Annotated in this window: 13 protein-coding genes; 4 read left to right on the top strand and 9 right to left on the bottom strand. The window is 73.7% G+C overall.

All coding sequences use genetic code 11. The features are described from left to right. Nucleotides 1–3: 3 nt before the first annotated feature. The 9 genes from ftsW to mraZ form a co-directional block, all read right to left on the bottom strand. Nucleotides 4–1,326, bottom strand: a complete 1,323-nt coding sequence (gene ftsW / locus IH54_RS0131270) for a putative lipid II flippase FtsW (RefSeq protein WP_031523362.1) — start codon at nt 1,324–1,326, stop codon at nt 4–6. 60 nt (nt 1,327–1,386) lie between these two features. Further along, complete coding sequence (murD, locus tag IH54_RS0131265; RefSeq protein WP_052398076.1) at nt 1,387–2,832, bottom strand: UDP-N-acetylmuramoyl-L-alanine--D-glutamate ligase; 1,446 nt, start codon at nt 2,830–2,832, stop codon at nt 1,387–1,389. Continuing rightward, nucleotides 2,829–3,893 carry a phospho-N-acetylmuramoyl-pentapeptide-transferase gene (mraY, locus tag IH54_RS0131260; protein WP_031523356.1) on the bottom strand — a complete coding sequence of 355 codons (1,065 nt, stop codon included), beginning with the start codon at nt 3,891–3,893 and terminating at the stop codon, nt 2,829–2,831. The genes murD and mraY overlap by 4 nt, the downstream gene beginning before the upstream one ends. After that, nucleotides 3,890–5,332 carry a UDP-N-acetylmuramoyl-tripeptide--D-alanyl-D-alanine ligase gene (locus IH54_RS0131255; RefSeq protein WP_031523353.1) on the bottom strand — a complete coding sequence of 481 codons (1,443 nt, stop codon included), beginning with the start codon at nt 5,330–5,332 and terminating at the stop codon, nt 3,890–3,892. Before IH54_RS0131255 ends, mraY begins: the two co-directional genes overlap by 4 nt. Then, a complete protein-coding gene (locus tag IH54_RS0131250; RefSeq protein ID WP_078862667.1) occupies nt 5,329–7,005 on the bottom strand; it encodes a UDP-N-acetylmuramoyl-L-alanyl-D-glutamate--2,6-diaminopimelate ligase in 1,677 nt (558 codons plus the stop codon). Before IH54_RS0131250 ends, IH54_RS0131255 begins: the two co-directional genes overlap by 4 nt. A 2-nt stretch (nt 7,006–7,007) precedes the next feature. After that, nucleotides 7,008–9,029 carry a peptidoglycan D,D-transpeptidase FtsI family protein gene (locus tag IH54_RS0131245; RefSeq protein WP_052398075.1) on the bottom strand — a complete coding sequence of 674 codons (2,022 nt, stop codon included), beginning with the start codon at nt 9,027–9,029 and terminating at the stop codon, nt 7,008–7,010. A gap of 349 nt (nt 9,030–9,378) precedes the next feature. Then, the gene (locus IH54_RS0131240; RefSeq protein WP_031523347.1) at nt 9,379–9,843 is read right to left on the bottom strand and encodes a hypothetical protein; all 465 of its coding nucleotides are present in this window, start codon (nt 9,841–9,843) and stop codon (nt 9,379–9,381) included. Next, nucleotides 9,840–10,832: a 16S rRNA (cytosine(1402)-N(4))-methyltransferase RsmH gene (rsmH, locus tag IH54_RS0131235; protein ID WP_031523345.1), complete on the bottom strand. Its 993-nt coding sequence runs from the start codon at nt 10,830–10,832 to the stop codon at nt 9,840–9,842. The genes IH54_RS0131240 and rsmH overlap by 4 nt, the downstream gene beginning before the upstream one ends. A 211-nt stretch (nt 10,833–11,043) precedes the next feature. After that, nucleotides 11,044–11,484, bottom strand: a complete 441-nt coding sequence (gene mraZ, locus IH54_RS0131230; RefSeq protein WP_031523343.1) for a division/cell wall cluster transcriptional repressor MraZ — start codon at nt 11,482–11,484, stop codon at nt 11,044–11,046. Nucleotides 11,485–11,720: 236 nt separating this feature from the next. On the opposite strand from mraZ, the gene IH54_RS0131225 reads away from it, so the two are divergent. The 4 genes from IH54_RS0131225 to IH54_RS0131210 all read left to right on the top strand — a co-directional run bounded on the left by IH54_RS0131225 (nt 11,721) and on the right by IH54_RS0131210 (nt 17,288). Further along, the gene (locus IH54_RS0131225; RefSeq protein ID WP_043182795.1) at nt 11,721–12,302 is read left to right on the top strand and encodes a beta-class carbonic anhydrase; all 582 of its coding nucleotides are present in this window, start codon (nt 11,721–11,723) and stop codon (nt 12,300–12,302) included. Nucleotides 12,303–12,454: 152 nt separating this feature from the next. Beyond that, nucleotides 12,455–13,462, top strand: coding sequence for an AAA family ATPase (locus IH54_RS0131220; RefSeq protein WP_031523339.1), 1,008 nt, complete (start codon nt 12,455–12,457; stop codon nt 13,460–13,462). After that, complete coding sequence (locus IH54_RS0131215) at nt 13,462–14,871, top strand: DUF58 domain-containing protein (protein WP_043182793.1); 1,410 nt, start codon at nt 13,462–13,464, stop codon at nt 14,869–14,871. The genes IH54_RS0131220 and IH54_RS0131215 overlap by 1 nt, the downstream gene beginning before the upstream one ends. Beyond that, a complete protein-coding gene (locus IH54_RS0131210; protein WP_031523335.1) occupies nt 14,868–17,288 on the top strand; it encodes a transglutaminase TgpA family protein in 2,421 nt (806 codons plus the stop codon). Before IH54_RS0131215 ends, IH54_RS0131210 begins: the two co-directional genes overlap by 4 nt. Nucleotides 17,289–17,479: the final 191 nt, after the last annotated feature.

Here is a 17,479-nt window from a genome sequence, read left to right as displayed (position 1 = left end):
AATTCACCGCTCTCCGGACGGCCGTCGGGTGACGTACCGTCGCATCGTCCGTGTCCTTGCCCGGTTCGGGGATCTACGCCCGTTCCGCCCCCGCACGGCCAGCGCCGCTCGCGCCGCCGGCTCGCTCCTGGCGAAGGAGATCAGCAGCCCGATCGCGAACATCGTCGGCAGGAGGGCCGAACCCCCGTAGGAGAACAGCGGGAGCGGGACTCCGGCGATCGGCAGCAGGCCGAGCACCGCACCGATGTTGATCACGGCCTGCACCGTGATCCAGGTGGTCACGCCACCCGCTGCGAACCTGACGAAGGGGTCCTCCGTACGACCGGCCACGCGGATACCCGCGTAGCCTAGTGCCGCGAAGAGGGCGAGTACCGACAGCGTCCCCGCCAGACCCAGTTCCTCCCCCGTCACGGCGAAGATGAAGTCGGTGTGCGGCTCGGGCAGTTCGCCCCATTTCTCCACGCTCGCCCCGAGTCCCGACCCGAACCAGCCGCCCGACGCGAGGGCGTAGATGCCGTGCACGGCCTGCCAGCAGCCGTTGTCGGGGTCGGAGGCGGCGATGCAGTGCAGCCGGTCCATGCGGTTGGAGCTGGTGACGATCGCCAGGAAGGCGAGCACGCCGGCGCCGCCGAGCACCCCGGCGAACAGCCGGGTGGGCGCGCCGGCCAGCCACAGCATGCCGAAGAGGATCGCGGTGAGGATCATCGTGGTGCCCATGTCGCCGCCGAGCATGATGAGTCCGAGCAGCAGCACGGTGACCGGCACCAGCGGCACCAGCAGGTGCTTCCACTGCACCAGCAGGCCCTTGTCGCCCTTGCGGGCCAGCAGGTCGGCGCCCCACAGCACCAGTGCGAGCTTGCCGAACTCGCTGGGCTGGATCTGGAAGGGGCCGCCGATCGAGATCCAGTTGGTGTTGCCGTTGACGGTCTGGCCGATGCCCGGCACCTGCACCAGGCACATCAGGAACACCGAGCCCAGCAGTATCGGGTAGGCCAGCGCGCGGTGCAGCCGCACCGGCATCCGCGCGGCCGCGTAGAGCAGCACCGAGCCGATCGCGACGGCCAGCAGCTGCTTGCGGAAGTAGAAGGTGGACGGCAGCCCGTAGCGCAGCGCCTGGATCATCGACGCCGAGTAGACCATCACCAGACCCAGCACCGTGATCAGCAGGCTGCCGCCGAGGATGACGTAGTACGCCGTCAGCGGCCGGTCCCAGGCGTCGCGCAGCCGGCCGGGCAGCCGGGCGGCGGCGCGCAGCGCGCTGGGTGCCGCGGGCCGGCCGCCGGGGCGGCGGGCGGCGCCGCGGGGCGTGGAGCCGTGTGCCGTCATGCGTCCCCTCCGTCGGTGCGGTGCGGTGCGCCGCGGCCCGCGCCTGCCGGGCCGCGGCGGCTAGTGCGCCGCGGTGTCCGGCAGGGCGGCGCGGACCGCGTCGGCGAACATGTCGCCGCGCTGGTTGTAGTTGCTGAACATGTCCATCGACGCGCACGCGGGCGCCAGCAGGACGGTGTCGCCCGGTGCGGCCAGCCGCCGCGCCTCGGCGACGGCCGCGGACATCGCCCCAGTGTCGGCCCGCTCCAGGTCCACCACCGGCACCTGCGGGGCGTGTCGCGCGAGGGCTTCGCGGATCAGCGCGCGGTCGGCGCCCATGAGCACCGCCCCGCGCAGCCGCGGCGCGGCGGCCCGGACCAGCCCGTCGAACTCCGCGCCCTTGGCGAGCCCGCCGGCGATCCACACCACGTGGTCGTACGCGGTCAGCGAGGCCCGGGCGGCGTGGGTGTTGGTCGCCTTGGAGTCGTCGACGTAGGTCACGCCGTCCAGCACAGCGACCTCGGCGATGCGGTGGGCGTCCGGCCGGAAGGCCCGCAGGCCGTCGCGGACCGCGCCGGGCGGCACCCCGTAGGCGCGGGCCAGCGCGGCGGCGGCCAGCGCGTTGGCGACGTTGTGCGGGGCGGGCGGCTGGACGTCGGCGACCTCGGCGAGCTCCTGCGCCTTGTCGCGGCGGTCGGGCACGAAGGCCCGGTCGACCAGCAGGCCCTCGACGACGCCGAGTTCCGACATACGGGGCGCGTCCAGGGTGAAGCCGATCGCCCGGCAGCCCTCCTCGACGTCCGCCTCCTCGACGAGCTTCTCGGTGGCCGGGTCGGCGGCGTTGTAGACGCACGCGACCTTGTTGCCGTGGAAGATCCGGCCCTTGTCGGCCGCGTAGTCCTCCATCGAGCCGTGCCAGTCCAGGTGGTCGGGCGCGAGGTTGAGCACCGCCGCGCTGTGCGGGCGGATGCCGGGGGCCCAGTGCAGCTGGTAGCTGGACAGCTCGACGGCCAGGACGTCGTAGGGCTCGTCGCCGAGCACCGCGTCCAGCAGCGAGACGCCGATGTTGCCGACCGCGGCCGTGCGCAGGCCCGCCGCGGTGAGGATCGCGGCGAGCATGCGGGTGGTGGTGGTCTTGCCGTTGGTGCCGGTCACCGCGAGCCAGGGCGCCGCGTCCGGGCCGCGCAGCCGCCAGGCCAGCTCGACGTCGCCGATGACCTCGACGCCCGCGGCCGCGGCCGCCGCGAACAGCGGGCTGGACGGCTTCCAGCCGGGCGCGGTCACGACCAGCTCGGTGCCCTCCGGCAGCGTGTCCCCGTCACCGAGGCGCACGGCGATGCCGAGCGCCTCCAGCTCGGCGGCCTCGGCCTGCTGCCGCTCCCCCGCGGTGCCGTTGACGACCGTGACCCGCGCGCCGAAGGAGTGCAGCGCCTTGGCCGCGGGCACCCCGGACACCCCGAGCCCGGCGACGGTGACCGCCAGGCCGGCGAAGGCGGCGCCGGGGTTCGGGGACGTCGGGACGGTCATGAGGCAGCCACCCAGGCGGCGTAGAAGATGCCGAGGCCGACGGCCATGCACATGCCCTGGACGATCCAGAAGCGGACCACGACCAGGACCTCGCTCCAGCCCTTGAGCTCGAAGTGGTGCTGGAGCGGTGCCATGCGGAAGACGCGCTTGCCGGTCAGCCGGAAGGAGCCGACCTGGATGACCACCGACATGGTGATGAGCACGAACAGGCCGCCGAGGACGGCGAGCAGCAGCTCGGTGCGCGAGCAGATCGCCAGGCCCGCGAGCGCGCCGCCGAGCGCGAGGGAGCCGGTGTCGCCCATGAAGATCTTGGCAGGCGAGGTGTTCCACCACAGGAAGCCGAAGCACGCGCCCATCAGGGCGGCGGCCACCACCGCGAGGTCGAGCGGGTCGCGTACCTCGTAGCACGCGCCGTTGGCGCTCACCTGGGCGCCGCACCACTGGCCGTACTGCCACACGCCGATGACGGTGTAGGCGGCGAAGGCCATCACCGAGGCGCCGGTGGCCAGGCCGTCCAGGCCGTCGGTGAGGTTCACGCCGTTGGACATGGCCAGGATCATGAAGAGCGCCCAGACCACGAAGATGACCGGGCCGATCGTCCAGCCGAAGTCGGTGGTGAAGGACAGCTTGGTGGAGGCCGGCGTCTGGTTGCGGGAGTCCGCGAAGTTCAGGGAGAGCACCGCGAAGGCGATGCCGACGATGAGCTGGCCCGCCATCTTCGCCTTCGCCCGCAGGCCCAGGCTGCGCTGTTTGACGATCTTGATGTAGTCGTCGAGGAAGCCGACGACGCCGAGCCCGGTGGTCAGGAAGAGCACCAGCACACCGGACACGCTCGGCTTGTCACCGGTGATGAGCTTCGTCACCGCGTACGCGACGAGCGTGGCCAGGATGAAGGCGATACCGCCCATCGTGGGCGTGCCGCGCTTGCTGTGGTGGGCCTGCGGGCCGTCGTCGCGGATCATCTGGCCGTAGCCCTTGCGGGCCAGCAGCCGGATCAGCAGCGGGGTGCCGATCAGGGACAGGAAAAGACCCAGCACCCCGGAGACGAGGATCTGCTTCATCGCGCGGCACCCTCGCCTGCCGCCGCTCCGCCCGGGCCGTCCTCGGTCAGCGCCAGGGCGACGGCCTCCAGGCCGACCGACCTGGATGCCTTCACCAGCACGACGTCACCCGGCCGCAGCTCTGCGCGCAACAGGTCGATCGCCGCCTCTGCGTCGGACACGTGCACCGACTCCTCACCCCACGAACCCTCGTTATAGGCGCCCATCTGCAGCCACGCGGCTTCCTGACCGCCGACGCAGACGAGCTTGCTGACGTTGAGCCGGACGGCCAGCCGCCCCACCGCGTCGTGCTCGGCAAGCGCTTCTCCGCCCAGTTCGGCCATCTCTCCCAGCACCGCCCACGTCCGTCCCCCCCGGGCCTGCGCGGGCCTGCCCATCGCCGCGAGTGCGCGCAGGGCGGCCCGCATGGATTCGGGGTTCGCGTTGTAGGCGTCGTTGACGACCGTCACGCCGTCGGGGCGCTCGGTGACCTCCATCCGCCAGTGCGACAGGGACCCGGCTTCGGAGAGCGCGGTGGCGATCTCCCCTACGGGCATGCCGAGTTCACTGGCGACGGCGGCTGCGGCGAGCGCGTTCGACACGTGGTGCTCACCGTACAGGCGCAAGGTCACGTCGGCGCACCCGGTGGGGGCATGCAGCGTGAACACGGGCTGCCCGCGGTCGTTCAGCCCTACGCCGGTGGCCCTGACCTGGGCGTGCTCGCTCTCCCCGAAGAGCACGACCTTCGCCTTGGTGCGGTCGGCCATGGCCCGTACCAGCGGGTCGTCGGCGTTGAGTACGGCGACGCCGCCCGCGTGCTCGTCCGGCAGCGCCTCGACCATTTCGCCCTTGGCCCGGGCGATCTGCTCCTTTCCGCCGAACTCGCCGATGTGGGCGCTGCCGACGTTCAGCACGAGCCCGATCCGCGGCGGCGTCAGGCCGGTCAGGTAGGCGATGTGGCCGATGCCGCGGGCGCCCATCTCCAGCACCAGGTGCCGGGTGCCCTCGTCGGCGCGCAGGGCCGTCAGCGGCAGCCCGATCTCGTTGTTGAGCGACCCGGGGGTGTAAACGGTCGGACCGAGCCGCTGGAGTACCTGCGCGAGCAGGTCCTTGGTGCTGGTCTTGCCCGCGGATCCGGTGAGCGCCACCACGGTGGTGCCCAGCCGCTCGATGACGTGCCGGGCGAGCGCGCCGAGCGCGGCCCGGACGTCGTCGACGACGATCGCGGGCACGCCCGGCGGGCGGGCCGCGAGCACCGCGACCGCTCCCGCGGCGACCGCGCCGGGCGCGAAGTCGTGGCCGTCGACGCGCTCGCCGGCGAAGGCGACGAACAGCGCGCCGGGGACCACCTCGCGGGAGTCGTGGACGACCGGGCCGGTCACCATGACCGCCTCGTCCGGTATGTCGTGCGTGGTCCCGCCGACGGCGCGTGCGACCTCGGCGAGGGAAAGGGGGATCACGATGCCTTCCGGTCCTTCTCGATCGCGGCGCGCAGCACCTCTCGGTCGTCGAACGGTCGCACCACGCCGGCGATGTCCTGGCCCTGCTCGTGGCCCTTGCCGGCGACCAGCACGACGTCGCCCGGCTCTGCCCGGGCGACGGCGGCGGCCACCGCGGCGGCCCGGTCGGGCTCCACCAGCACGTGGCCGCGCTGCTCGGCGGGCACCTCGGCGGCCCCGGCGAGCATCGCGGCGAGGATCGCCAGCGGATCCTCCGAGCGCGGGTTGTCGGACGTCAGGACGGCGGTGTCGGCGAGCCGGGCCAGCGCGGCGCCCATCGGGGCGCGCTTGGTGGCGTCGCGGTCGCCGCCGCAGCCCAGGACGGCGTGGATACGGCCGCGGGTGGTGGTGCGCAGCGCGCGGAGCACGGACTCGACGGCGTCCGTCTTGTGCGCGTAGTCCACGACCGCCAGGTACGGCTGCCCCGCGTCCACCCGCTCCAGCCGGCCCGGCACCCCGGGCACCGCCGCGATGCCCTCGGCGGCGGTGTGCGGGTCCAGGCCCGCCGCGGCCAGCGCGGTGATCGCCGCCAGCGTGTTGGCGACGTTGAACGGGCCGGGCAGCGGGGAGGTCGCGGCGAAGCGTTCGCCCTTGGGCCCGACGACGGTGAAGCTGCTCGTCATCGGCCCGGCCTCGACGTCCTCCGCGCGCCAGTCGGCGTCCAGGCTGCCCTGCGCCGAGAACGTCACGAGCGGCACCCCGGCCTCGGCGACCAGCCGGCGGCCGTACTCGTCGTCCAGGTTGACCACCCCGAGCCGGCTGCGGCGCGGGGTGAACAGCTGCGCCTTGGCCTGGAAGTAGTCCTCCATGCCGGAGTGGAATTCCATGTGCTCCGGGCTGAGGTTGGTGAAGACGGCGACGTCGAAGAGCGCGCCGTCCACCCGGCCCAGCACCAGGGCGTGGCTGGAGACCTCCATGACGACCGAGGCGACCCCGCGCTCGCGCATCACCGCGAACAGCGCCTGCAGGTCGGTGGCCTCCGGGGTGGTGCGCTCGCTCTTGAGGCGCTCGTCGCCGATCCGGGTCTCGACGGTGCCGACGAGGCCGGTCCCGCCGTGCGTCGCGGCACGCAGGCCGCCCTCGACGAGGTAGGAGGTCGTGGTCTTGCCGGACGTGCCGGTGATGCCGATGCGCAGCATCGCCTCGCCGGGCTCGCCGTAGACGGCCGCGGCCAGCTCGCCCATCACCGCCCGGGGGTCGCCGACGGCCAGCACGGGCAGCGTCGTGGCGGCGGCGCGCTCGGCGCCCGCCGGGTCGGTCAGGACGGCCACGGCGCCGTTCGCCGCCGCCTGGGCGGCGAACTCCGCGCCGTGGAAGCGGGCGCCGGGCAGCGCCGCGTACACGTCGCCGGGGCGGACCGCGCGCGAGTCGTGGGTGATCCCGGTGACCGCGGTGTCACCGCCGGGATCCGGAACGCCGAGCCGCCGGGCCAGTTCGGTCAGCGGGGTCGGGCGGGTACGCGACGGGCGCGGCGCGCCCGGCGGGGTGAGGGTGGTGGCTTGATCAGGGTTGGGCACGGCGGTGAGGTTACCGGCCCGGCCGGGCTGCGGGCCAAAACGGGCCGGTCGCGGCAGCCGCGGGTCGCGCGCACCGTCCGGCGCGGTGCCCGGGCGGTCGTGGTCGGTGCCCGCCATGCTCACCGCCCCTTCGGACCGGCCGGGGACACCGCGGGGGCGGCCGTCTCGGCCGGGTCGTAATCGAGCGGAAGCTTCGGCGCGGGGGCGCCGGAGGGCGGCACCCGAAGGGTCTTGAGGGAGAACTCCATCACCTGCTTGAAGACCGGGCCGCAGATCGAGCCGCCGAAATAGCTGCCCTTGGTCGGGTTCTGGATGACGCAGGAGATCGTGACGCGCGGGTCGTCGGCCGGCGCGAAGCCCATGAAGGACGCGGTGTAGCCGTGGTACCTGCCGGTTTTCGGGTCCACCCGGTTGGCCGTACCCGTCTTGCCCGCCACCCGGTAGCCGTCGATCTTGGCCTTGGTGCCGGTGCCCTCCTCGCTGCCGACCACCGACTCCAGCATCTGCGAGAGCGTCGTGGCGGTCTTCGCGCTCACCACCCGGGTCTTCTTCGGTGCCGGGGACGGCACGAAGCGCCCGTCGGGGCCGGTGATGCCGCGGATCAGGCTGGGCTCCACGCGTACCCCGCCGTTGGCGACGGTGGCGTAGACCGAGGTGGCCTGCAGCGCGTTGAGGGACAGGCCCTGGCCGAACGGGATCGTGTACTGCTGCGAGGCGTTCCAGTCCTTGGGCTTGGCCAGGATGCCGGGGGTCTCGCCGGGGAAGCCGATGCCGGTGGGGTCGCCGATGCCGAACTTCTTCAGATAGGAGTAGAGCACCTGGTTGGCCTGTGCCTGGGTCTTGCCGAGCTGCCCGGTGGCCTCGATGGTGCCGATGTTGCTGGACCGGGCGAGCACGCCGTTGAGCGTCAGGTACCAGGTGCCGTGGTCGACGTCGTCGTGGAAGACGCGGTCGGCGCGCGGGAGCGTGCCGGGCACCACGACCCGGGTCTGCGGGGTGGCGGTGCCGGTGTCGATGATCGCCGCCATGGACATCAGCTTGCTGACGCTGCCGGGCTCGTACGCGTCCTGCACCGCGGCGTTGCCGAGCGCGTCCGGGTCGGCGTGCGTGAGGTCGCCCGGGTCGAAGCCGGGGGCGTCGGCCATGGCCAGCACCTCGCCGGTCCTGTTGTCCATGACGACGACGTAGCCGCGGTCCGCGTGCGACGCCTTGACCTGGGCGCTGATCGCGCTCTGGGCGGCCCACTGGATGTCCCGGTCGAGGGTCAGCTGGACGTTCGAGCCGGGCACCGCGGGCTGCTGCTGGACGCCCGCGGTCGGGACCTGGCGGCCGTTGGACTGGGCGTAGCGGATCTTGCCGTCCTTGCCCGCGAGCTGCTTGTCCAGCATCGACTCCAGGCCGCCGCCGCCCTTGCCCTGGCCGTTGACGAAACCGAGCACCCCGGCGGCGAGGTCGCCGCCGGGGTAGACGCGCTTGGTGTGCGGCTCGCTGAACACCCCGGCCAGCACGTTCGCGCCGGGCTGCGTCAGCGTCCGGGCGGCGAGCGACTTCTTCAGGTCGGAGATCTGGCTCCACACCTGGGGCGTCTGCTGCCGGGCCAGCAGCTGGTAGCGCGAGCCCGGCGTCGAGAGCTTGCGGGCGAGCGTGGTGGCGTCCACGCCGACGATCGGCGCGAGCAGCTCGGCCGCGCGGGTCGGGGCGTCCTTGGACTTCGCCTGCTCGGGCGTGAAGAGGTAGGGGTCGGCGGTGATGTCGTACGCGTCCACGGTCGCGGCGAGGGCGACGCCGTCCCGGTCGGTGATCGTGCCGCGGTCCGCCGTCACGTCGTGCGTGACCCAGCGGTTGACGGCGGCCTTGGCGGCGTACGCGGACGCGTCGAGGGCCTGCACCTGGAGGAGCCGGACGACGAAGATCCCCATCACGAGCGTGAGCGCGACCCCGACGAGCCGCAGCCGCGGCCGCGGCCGCCCGAGCCGCACGACGCCCGCGGGGCGCGTTCGCCGGGGCCCCGGAAGCGGTCGCGCCTGCCGCGCGGGCTTCTCCTGTCCGTGGCCTCGGCCTTGCCTCTGCCTAGCCGGCGGACGTGGTCCCGGGCGCGAGGGGCGCCCCTGCCCCTGCCCTTGCCCTGCGGGCCTGCTCATCGGGCACCCCGGGGGGTGGGGCACGCTGCGGGTACGTGGCTTTTGATCCGTCGTGGCTGAGCGCCCAGTTCCCCGCGCCCCCGGGTGATTGCCACCTGAGCCGAGTTCCCCGTCCGACAGTGCGTCGTGGCTGGCCGCGCACTTCCCCGCGCCCCCGGTCTGTCGCCCTGCGCGGCATGCGCACGCTCTTGCCGCGCTGGGCGAGCGTTTCTCAGGGGCGCGGGGCTGTGTTCGATATGCGGCTGGCGCCGCGTAGGCGCGACCAGCCACGACGGCGGGAAGATCGCGACCCCCTCCGCAAGAGGCACCCCGGAGCGCACGGCGGCGCGGGTGACAGGCACGGGCATGCTCACCTCGTCGGGGTAGGGGTCGTGGCCGCCGGGCTCGGCGGCGTGGTGGACGGCGTAGCCGGTACGGAAGGCGTAGAGCTTCCGGAGGGGCTGGGCTTCGGGGACGGCGGCGGCGGGGGCGCCGTCGCCCGCTCGGGGGTGCCGAGGACCGACCCGTCGGGCCCGAGGAAGGCCGGGTTGCCGCCCGGCACCATGCCGAGCTGCCGCGCCCGGCTCTCCAGAGAGCCGGGCGCCCCGTACTGGTCGACCTCCTGCTGGAGTTGCTGCTGCTCGTCCGTGTACCCCGTCGTCTCCTTCTGCAGCTTGTTGAGCTGGAAGGAGTCGCGGTTGACGGCAGCGTTGAGCAGCAGCAGCGTGATGAGGCCTCCGCCGAGCAGGGTCACGACGAGAATGACGAACGGCGTGCGCGCCGCGGTTGCGGTGCGGCCGCCGCCGGGCCTGCGGGCGGGGCGGACGGGGCTCACGACAGCGCCTCCCCGATGTGCTCCTCGCGGATCCGCTCGGCGGCGCGCAGCCGGGCGGGGGCGGCGCGGCGGTTGTCGGCGATCTCGTCCTCGGAGGGCAGCTCGGCCCCGCGGGTGAGCAGCTTCAGCCGCGGCTGGTACTGCTCGGGCACGATCGGCAGTCCCGGCGGGGCGGTGCTGCTCGCACCGGCCGCGAAGACCTGCTTGACGAGCCGGTCCTCCAGCGACTGGTAGGAGAGCACGGCGATCCGGCCGCCGACCGCAAGGGCACCGACCGCGGCGGGCACGGCCCGCTCCAGGACGGACAGCTCGCCGTTGACCTCGATGCGCAGCGCCTGGAAGGTGCGCTTGGCCGGGTTGCCGCCGGTGCGCTTGGCGGCCTGCGGCAGCGCGTTCCTGATCAGCTCGACGAGCCGGGCGCTGGTGGTGAAGGGCTCGCGCTCGCGTTCCCGTACGACCGCGTCAACGATCTTGCGGGCGAACTTCTCCTCGCCGTAGGAGCGCAGGATGCGGACCAGCTCGCCCGGCGGGTAGGTGTTGAGCACCTCGGCGGCGCTGATCCCCGTGGTCTGGTCCATCCGCATGTCCAGCGGGGCGTCCTGCGCGTAGGCGAAGCCGCGGTCGGCCTCGTCGAGCTGCATGGAGGACACCCCGAGGTCGAAGAGCACGCCCTGGACGCGCGCCACGGACAGCGAGGCGAGGACGTCGGGGAGCTCGTCGTAGACGGCGTGCACGAGGGTCGCGCGGTCACCGAAGGGCTCCAGGCGGCGGGCGGAGAGCTTGAGCGCCTCCGGGTCGCGGTCGAGCGCGACGAGCCGGGCGGAGGGGAAGGTGCCGAGCAGCGCCTCGCTGTGCCCGCCGAGCCCCAGGGTGGCGTCGACGACCACCGCGCCGGGTTCGGCGAGGGCCGGCGCGAGCAGGTCGAGGCAGCGCCGCAGCATCACCGGGACGTGCCGCGGCTCGGTCGGCTGCGGAGGGGTGTCGCTCATGGAGGGGCCGGCCCTTCTCGGACGGTGCTGGCGCGCGGCCCGCCCTGGCGGCGGCGGCCGGCGGTCGGACGTAGAACCTGGTCCCCGCCCGCTCGGCAGAAACGTTCCCCTGGCACCGGGGAAGTGGTGCCAGCGAAACCGTGGAGCGGGAGGAGGCCGAGCCGTACGTCCGCGCAGGTGGTTCACGGGTGCGCGGAGGGCTGGGCCGCGCTCACAGTAATCCGGGCGGAACCTCCTGTGACAGAGCCGAAAAGGTGTCTTCCTGCGCCGACAGGTACTCCGCCCACGCGGTGGCGGACCAGATCTCCACCCGGCTGTTGGCGCCGATGACCGCGCAGTCGCGCACCAGCCCCGCGTACTCGCGCAGCGGCTGCGGGACCGTCACCCGGCCCTGCCGGTCGGGGACCTCGTCGTGCGCGCCGGCGAACAGCAGCCGCTGGTAGTCGCGCGCGGTCTTCGACGTCAGGGCCGTCAGCGGCGTGGCGGCGAGCTGCGCGGTGGCGGCGCGGAAGCCCTCCAGGGGCCAAACGCACAGGCAGCGCTCCTGCCCGCGGGTGATGACGAGGCCGTCGGCGAGCGGGTCGCGGAAGCGGGCGGGCAGCACCAGGCGGTGCTTGTCGTCCAGCCGGGGGGTGTACGTCCCGAGGAACATCGGGGACATCGCACCTCCCGCAGACGCCGTCACGCACCACTTCGCTCCACTTTACTCCACCATGCCCCACGGTCAACGGTGGCCGGGCGCGGGCGCGTCACCCTGTCGAGCGAACCGCGCACGCGCCGCACGACCCGTGTGGGTTACGTCACACACCGCTGGAACGGCCGCACATTCGGCCGATTCGTACGGACCCCGGAGCGGTGCGGAAAGGGTCCGGGCCTTACCGTCGAGGCATGTCGACATCTCCTGGATCTTCCGGACCCTCCGCATCCAACGGTCCGTCCGCCGGTTCCACCGCTCCCTCCGCTTCTTCCGCCGCGACCGCCTCGGTCACCGATCGCCTCGTCCAGGCCAACACGGAGTACGCCGCCGCGTTCACCGACCCCGGCATGGACGCCCGCCCGGTGCTCCAGGTGGCCGTCGTCGCGTGCATGGACGCCCGTCTCGACCTGCACAAGGCGCTGGGTCTCGCGCTGGGCGACTGCCACACCATCCGCAACGCCGGCGGTGTCGTCACCGACGACACCATCCGCTCGCTGGCGATCAGCCAGCGCGCCCTCGGCACCCGCTCGGTCGTGCTGATCCACCACACCGGCTGCGGCATGCAGACCATCACCGAGGACTTCCGCACCGAACTGGAGGCCGAGGTCGGCCAGCGCCCGACCTGGTCGGTCGAGGCGTTCACCGATGCCGACCAGGACGTCCGGCAGTCGATGGCACGGGTGCGGACCTCGCCTTTCCTGCCGCACACCGACGACGTTCGGGGCTTCGTCTTCGACGTGCACACGGGCCGGCTGCGGGAAATCACGAATTAATAACGGCAGCCGAGTGACGAGGACTGCCGCGTAAGGGAAGAATGCAACCGTGCGGTTCCGTCCCGCCGTTCGGACGGCGGGACGCTCCGCACGATGGGGAGGGCCGGTCCAGGGATGACCGTGTCCCGCGGAACATGGCCTAGGAGCACCGGGTGACCACCTTTGACGCACGCGCAAGCCTCAGCGACCTGAGCACGACGGCCGACCGGGTACGCCGCAGTGTGGAGCACGTGATCGAGGGCAAGCCCGAGGTCGTACGGATCGCGCTGACCGTGCTGCTCGCCGAGGGGCATCTGCTCATCGAGGACGTGCCGGGCGTCGGCAAGACCATGCTGTCCAAGGCCCTGGCCCGCTCCATCGACTGCACGGTGCGGCGCATCCAGTTCACCCCGGACCTGCTGCCGTCGGACATCACCGGCGTCAGCGTCTTCGACCAGCAGCAGCGCGACTTCGAGTTCAAGCCCGGCGCGATCTTCGCCCAGATCGTGGTCGGCGACGAGATCAACCGCGCCTCGCCCAAGACGCAGTCGGCGCTGCTGGAGTCGATGGAGGAGGGCCAGGTCACCGTCGACGGCACCTCCTACGAGCTGCCCAGCCCGTTCATGGTCATCGCCACCCAGAACCCGGTGGAGATGGAGGGCACCTACCCGCTGCCCGAGGCGCAGCGGGACCGCTTCATGGCCCGCGTCTCGGTCGGCTACCCCAGCCCCGAGGCCGAGCTGAAGATGCTGGACGTGCACGGCGGCGTCTCCCCGCTCGACGACCTCCAGCCGGTCGCGCACGCGCACGAGATCGTCAAGCTCGTCGAGGCCGTCCGCCAGGTGCACGTCGCCGACCCGGTACGCCGCTACGCGGTGGCGCTGGTCGGCGCCACCCGAGAGCACCCGGACCTGCGGCTGGGCGCCTCACCGCGCGCCACGCTGCACCTCGTCCGGGCGGCGCGGGCCTCCGCGGCCCTGGACGGGCGGGAGTTCGTGCTGCCCGACGACGTGCAGGCGCTGGCCGCGCCGGTGCTCGCGCACCGGCTGCTGCCGACCGCGCAGGCCCAGCTGAACCGGCGCACGCCCGAGCAGGTCGTCTCCGAGATCCTGCAGCGCGTGCCGGTGCCCGACCCGTCGGCGGGCCGCCGCCCGGGCATGCCGGGTGCCCGGGGGCTGTGATGGCCTCCCAGGTCCCCGCGGCGCCGCCCGCACCACCGGCGCAGCCGCCGCGCACCGGCGGCTTCCGCACCGCGCTCGGCGGGCTCACCACCCGCGGCCGCTCCTTCGTGGCCGCGGGTGTCGCCGCCGCGATATGCGCGTACGTCCTCGGGCAGCCCGACCTGCTGCGGGTCGGGCTGCTGCTCGCGGTGCTGCCGCTGGTGTGCGTCGCGGTGCTCTACCGCACCCGCTACCGGGTGGCCGGCAGCCGCCGGCTGTCGCCGTCCCGGGTGCCCGCGATGTCGGAGGCGCGGGTGCACCTGCGGGTCGACAACGTCTCCCGCGTCCCCACCGGCCTGCTGATGCTCCAGGACCGGGTGCCGTACGTCCTCGGCCCGCGCCCGCGGTTCGTGCTGGACCGGGTCGAGCCCGGCGGCCACCGCGAGGTGTCCTACCGGGTGCGCTCCGACCTGCGCGGCCGCTACCCGCTGGGCCCGCTCCAGCTGCGGCTGAGCGACCCGTTCGGGATGTGCGAGCTGACCCGCTCCTTCAGCGCGTACGACACCCTCACCGTGGTGCCCAAGGTCGAGCCGCTGCCGCCGGTCCGGCTCACCGGCCAGGCCAACGGCTACGGCGAGAGCCGCACCCGGGCGCTGGCCTTCGCCGGTGAGGACGACGTCATCCCGCGCGGCTACCGGCACGGCGACGACCTGCGCCGGGTGCACTGGCGCTCCACCGCCCGCTACGGCGAGCTGATGGTGCGCCGCGAGGAGCAGCCGCACCGGGCCCGCTGCACGGTCCTGCTCGACACCCGCGAGTGGGCCTACTTCGGCTCGGGCCCCGACTCGGCCTTCGAGTGGGCGGTGTCGGCCGCCGCGTCGGTCTCCACCCACATGCTGGAGCGCGGCTACGCGGTCCGGCTGCTCACCGACACCGGCACCAGCGTCCCCGGCCCCGAAGGCACCGGGGGCTTCGCCGGCGATTCGTCGGACATGGCGGGCGTGCTGCTGGACACCCTCGCGGTGGTCGGCCACTCCGACGGCCGTACGCTGTCGGCCGCCTACGAGGCGCTGCGGACGGCGAGCGAGGGCCTCATCGTGGCCTTCCTGGGCGACATGGACGAGGAGCACGCGACGAGCGTGGCCCGGCTGCGGCAGCGCACGGGCGGCGCGGTCGCCTTCGTGCTGGACAGCGACGACTGGGTCGCCACCGACGCGACCGGCCGGATGGTGGCGGTGACCGACGCCACCGCCCTGCCGCAGGCCCCCGAGGGGACACGGGCCGCGGTGCGGATGCTGCGCGAGGCGGGCTGGACGGTCGTGGAGGTCAGGGCGGGCGACGCGCTGCCCGAGCTGTGGCAGCAGGCGGACCGCTACCGGTCGGGGGAGAACGCCCCCGGGCCGCAGCACGAGGCGGGGGCGACACGATGAGCGGACGCGCACGGCTGACGATCTTCGCCGCGCTGGCGTCCTTGATGGCGGCCTCGGCGCTGCTGCCGCTGGCCAGCCCGCGCGGCTGGTTCGTGAAGGCCGCGTTCTGCGTCGCCTTCCAGGCCGCTGTCGGCGCCGGGGCCCGCAGGATCCCGCTGGCCAGGCCGCTGACGGTGCTGGCGCAGGCGGTGGTGTCACTGGTCGTGCTGACGATCATGTTCACCCCGCGCCAGGCGCTGGGCGGCGTGCTGCCGGGGCCGCAGGCCTTCCGCCAGTTCGGCCAGCTGATACAGGACGGCATGACCGACGTCACCAACTTCGCGATCCCCGCGCCCGTGACCCCCGGCATCAAGTTCCTGCTGGTCGGCGGCGTGCTGGTGATCGCGCTCGCGGTCGACGCGATCGCGGTCACGTACAACAGCGCGGCCCCGGCCGGGCTGCCGCTGCTGGCGCTCTACGCGGTGGCGGCCGGTCTGGAGGACGGCAGCAGCCAGTGGGTGTACTTCCTGATCGCCTCCATGGGCTATCTGCTGCTGCTGCTCGCCGAGGGCCGCGACCGGCTCTCCCGCTGGGGCCGGGTCTTCGGCGGCGCCCCGCGGCCGGGCAGCTGGTCCGGTCCCGCGGGCGCGGCGGGCGGCGGCGCGCCGCTCGCCCCGGTGCGCACCGGGCGCCGGATCGGCGTGATGGCGCTGGGCATCGCGCTGGTGCTGCCGGTGGCCCTGCCCTCGCTGGGCAGCGGCGTGCTGGACGGCTCCGGCGGTGGCGGCAACGGCGACGGGCTCGGCACGGGCTTCGGCAACTCCACCTCGGTACGCCCCGAGGTCGCGTTGCAGGACTACCTCAACCAGCCCGACAACCGCGAGGTGATGACCTACCGCACCAGCTCCGGCGACGCGCAGGGCATGTACCTGCGGATCGTCGCCCTCGACCGCTTCGACGGCACGAGCTGGTCGGCGTCCAAGGACGAGAAGCTCGACATCCCCGACGCGCTGCCCGCCCCGCAGGGCCTGGCCGCGGACGTCCCGTACACCACCGTCAACACCTCGGTGATCGTGGACCAGGACTACGCGCAGGGGTGGCTTCCGATGCCCTACCCGGCCACCCGGGTGCAGGCCGAGGGGAACTGGCGCTACGAGCCCGAGGGCCGGATGGTCATCGGTGAGGGCAGGCAGACCACCGCGGGCATCCGCTACCAGGTCTCCAGCCTCCAGGTGGACCCGACCGCCGCCCAGCTCGAGGCGGCCCCGCCGGCCACCGGGGACATCGCCCAGCACTACGAGCAGGTGCCCGACTCGCTGCCGAAGATCGTCGAGCAGACCGCCCAGCAGGTCACGCAGGGCGCGGCCGACGACTACCAGCGGGCGCTGGACCTCCAGCACTACTTCACCTCCGGGCAGTTCGTCTACAACACCCAGGCGAAGTCCGGCACCGGCGTCGACGCCATCGCGCGCTTCCTGCAGACCAAAGAGGGCTTCTGCATCCACTTCGCCTTCACCATGGCGGCGATGGCCCGCACCCTGCACATCCCGGCACGCGTCGCCGTCGGCTTCACGCCCGGCTCGATGACCACCAACGGCAGCATGTCCGTCGGCATCAAGGACGCCCACGCCTGGCCCGAGCTGTACTTCGAGGGCATCGGCTGGACGCGCTTCGAGCCCACGCCCTACCGCGGCAACGCGCCCGACTACACCCTGCCCACCAGCCCCAGCACCGGCGGCGAGACCGCCGACCCCGGCCAGCACGGCCAGGGCAGCACCGCGCAGCCCCGGCCGTCCGCCTCGGCGGAGTGCGCCGACCACAGCGGCTCCGGCGCCAGCTGCGCCCCGGCGGCCACCGCGGGCAGCGGCGGCTCCGGCGGCAGCTCGGACGCCTTCCGCTACGCCGGGCTCGCGCTGCTCGTCCTGCTGCTGCTCGCGGTGCCGACGCTGCCGATGCTGTGGCGCGGCCGGCTGCGCGCGCGGCGCCTCGGCGGCGGCCGCGAGACCCGCGAGGAGTACGGCGGGCCCGTGCTCGCCGCGTGGCACGAGGTGCTCGACACCGGGTGGGACTACGGCATCGCACCGGACGAGTCCGAGACGCCCCGCCGGGCGATGGCCCGGCTGGTCGCCGAGGGCGGGCTGAGCGGCTCCGCCGCGGAGGGGGCGACACGGCTGGCCGGCGCGGTGGAGCGGACGCTGTACGCGCCGCAGGCGCCGCCCGCCGCCGGGCTCGCCGCGGACGTCCACGCCGTACGGGCCGGGCTGCACGCCGCGGCCGGGCGGGGCGGGCGCTTCCGGGCGCGCTTCCTGCCGCGCTCGTTCGCGCGCGTCCTCTGGCGGGCCTCCGCGCGCAGCGCGTCCCTCTCCGCCCGCCTCTCCGCGACCACGGACCGCCTGACGGCCCCCTTGCGCCGCCGCCTGCCCGGCGGCGCGGGGTGAGCGCCGACGCTGCGGCGCGGGGTGAGCGTCTTGCGCTCGGCGCGGGGTGAGCGCCGACGCTGCCGCGCGGGGTGAGCGTCTTGCGCTCCGCGCGGGGTGAGCGCCGACGCTGCCGCGCGGGGTGAGCGTCTTGCGCTCCGCGCGGAGTGAGCGCCGACGCTGCCGCGCGGGGTGAGCGTCTTGCGCTCCGC

The organism is Streptomyces sp. NRRL F-5123 (assembly GCF_000721495.1).
GTDB lineage: Bacteria > Actinomycetota > Actinomycetes > Streptomycetales > Streptomycetaceae > Actinacidiphila.
This window is presented reverse-complemented; position numbering and strand designations above follow the sequence as displayed.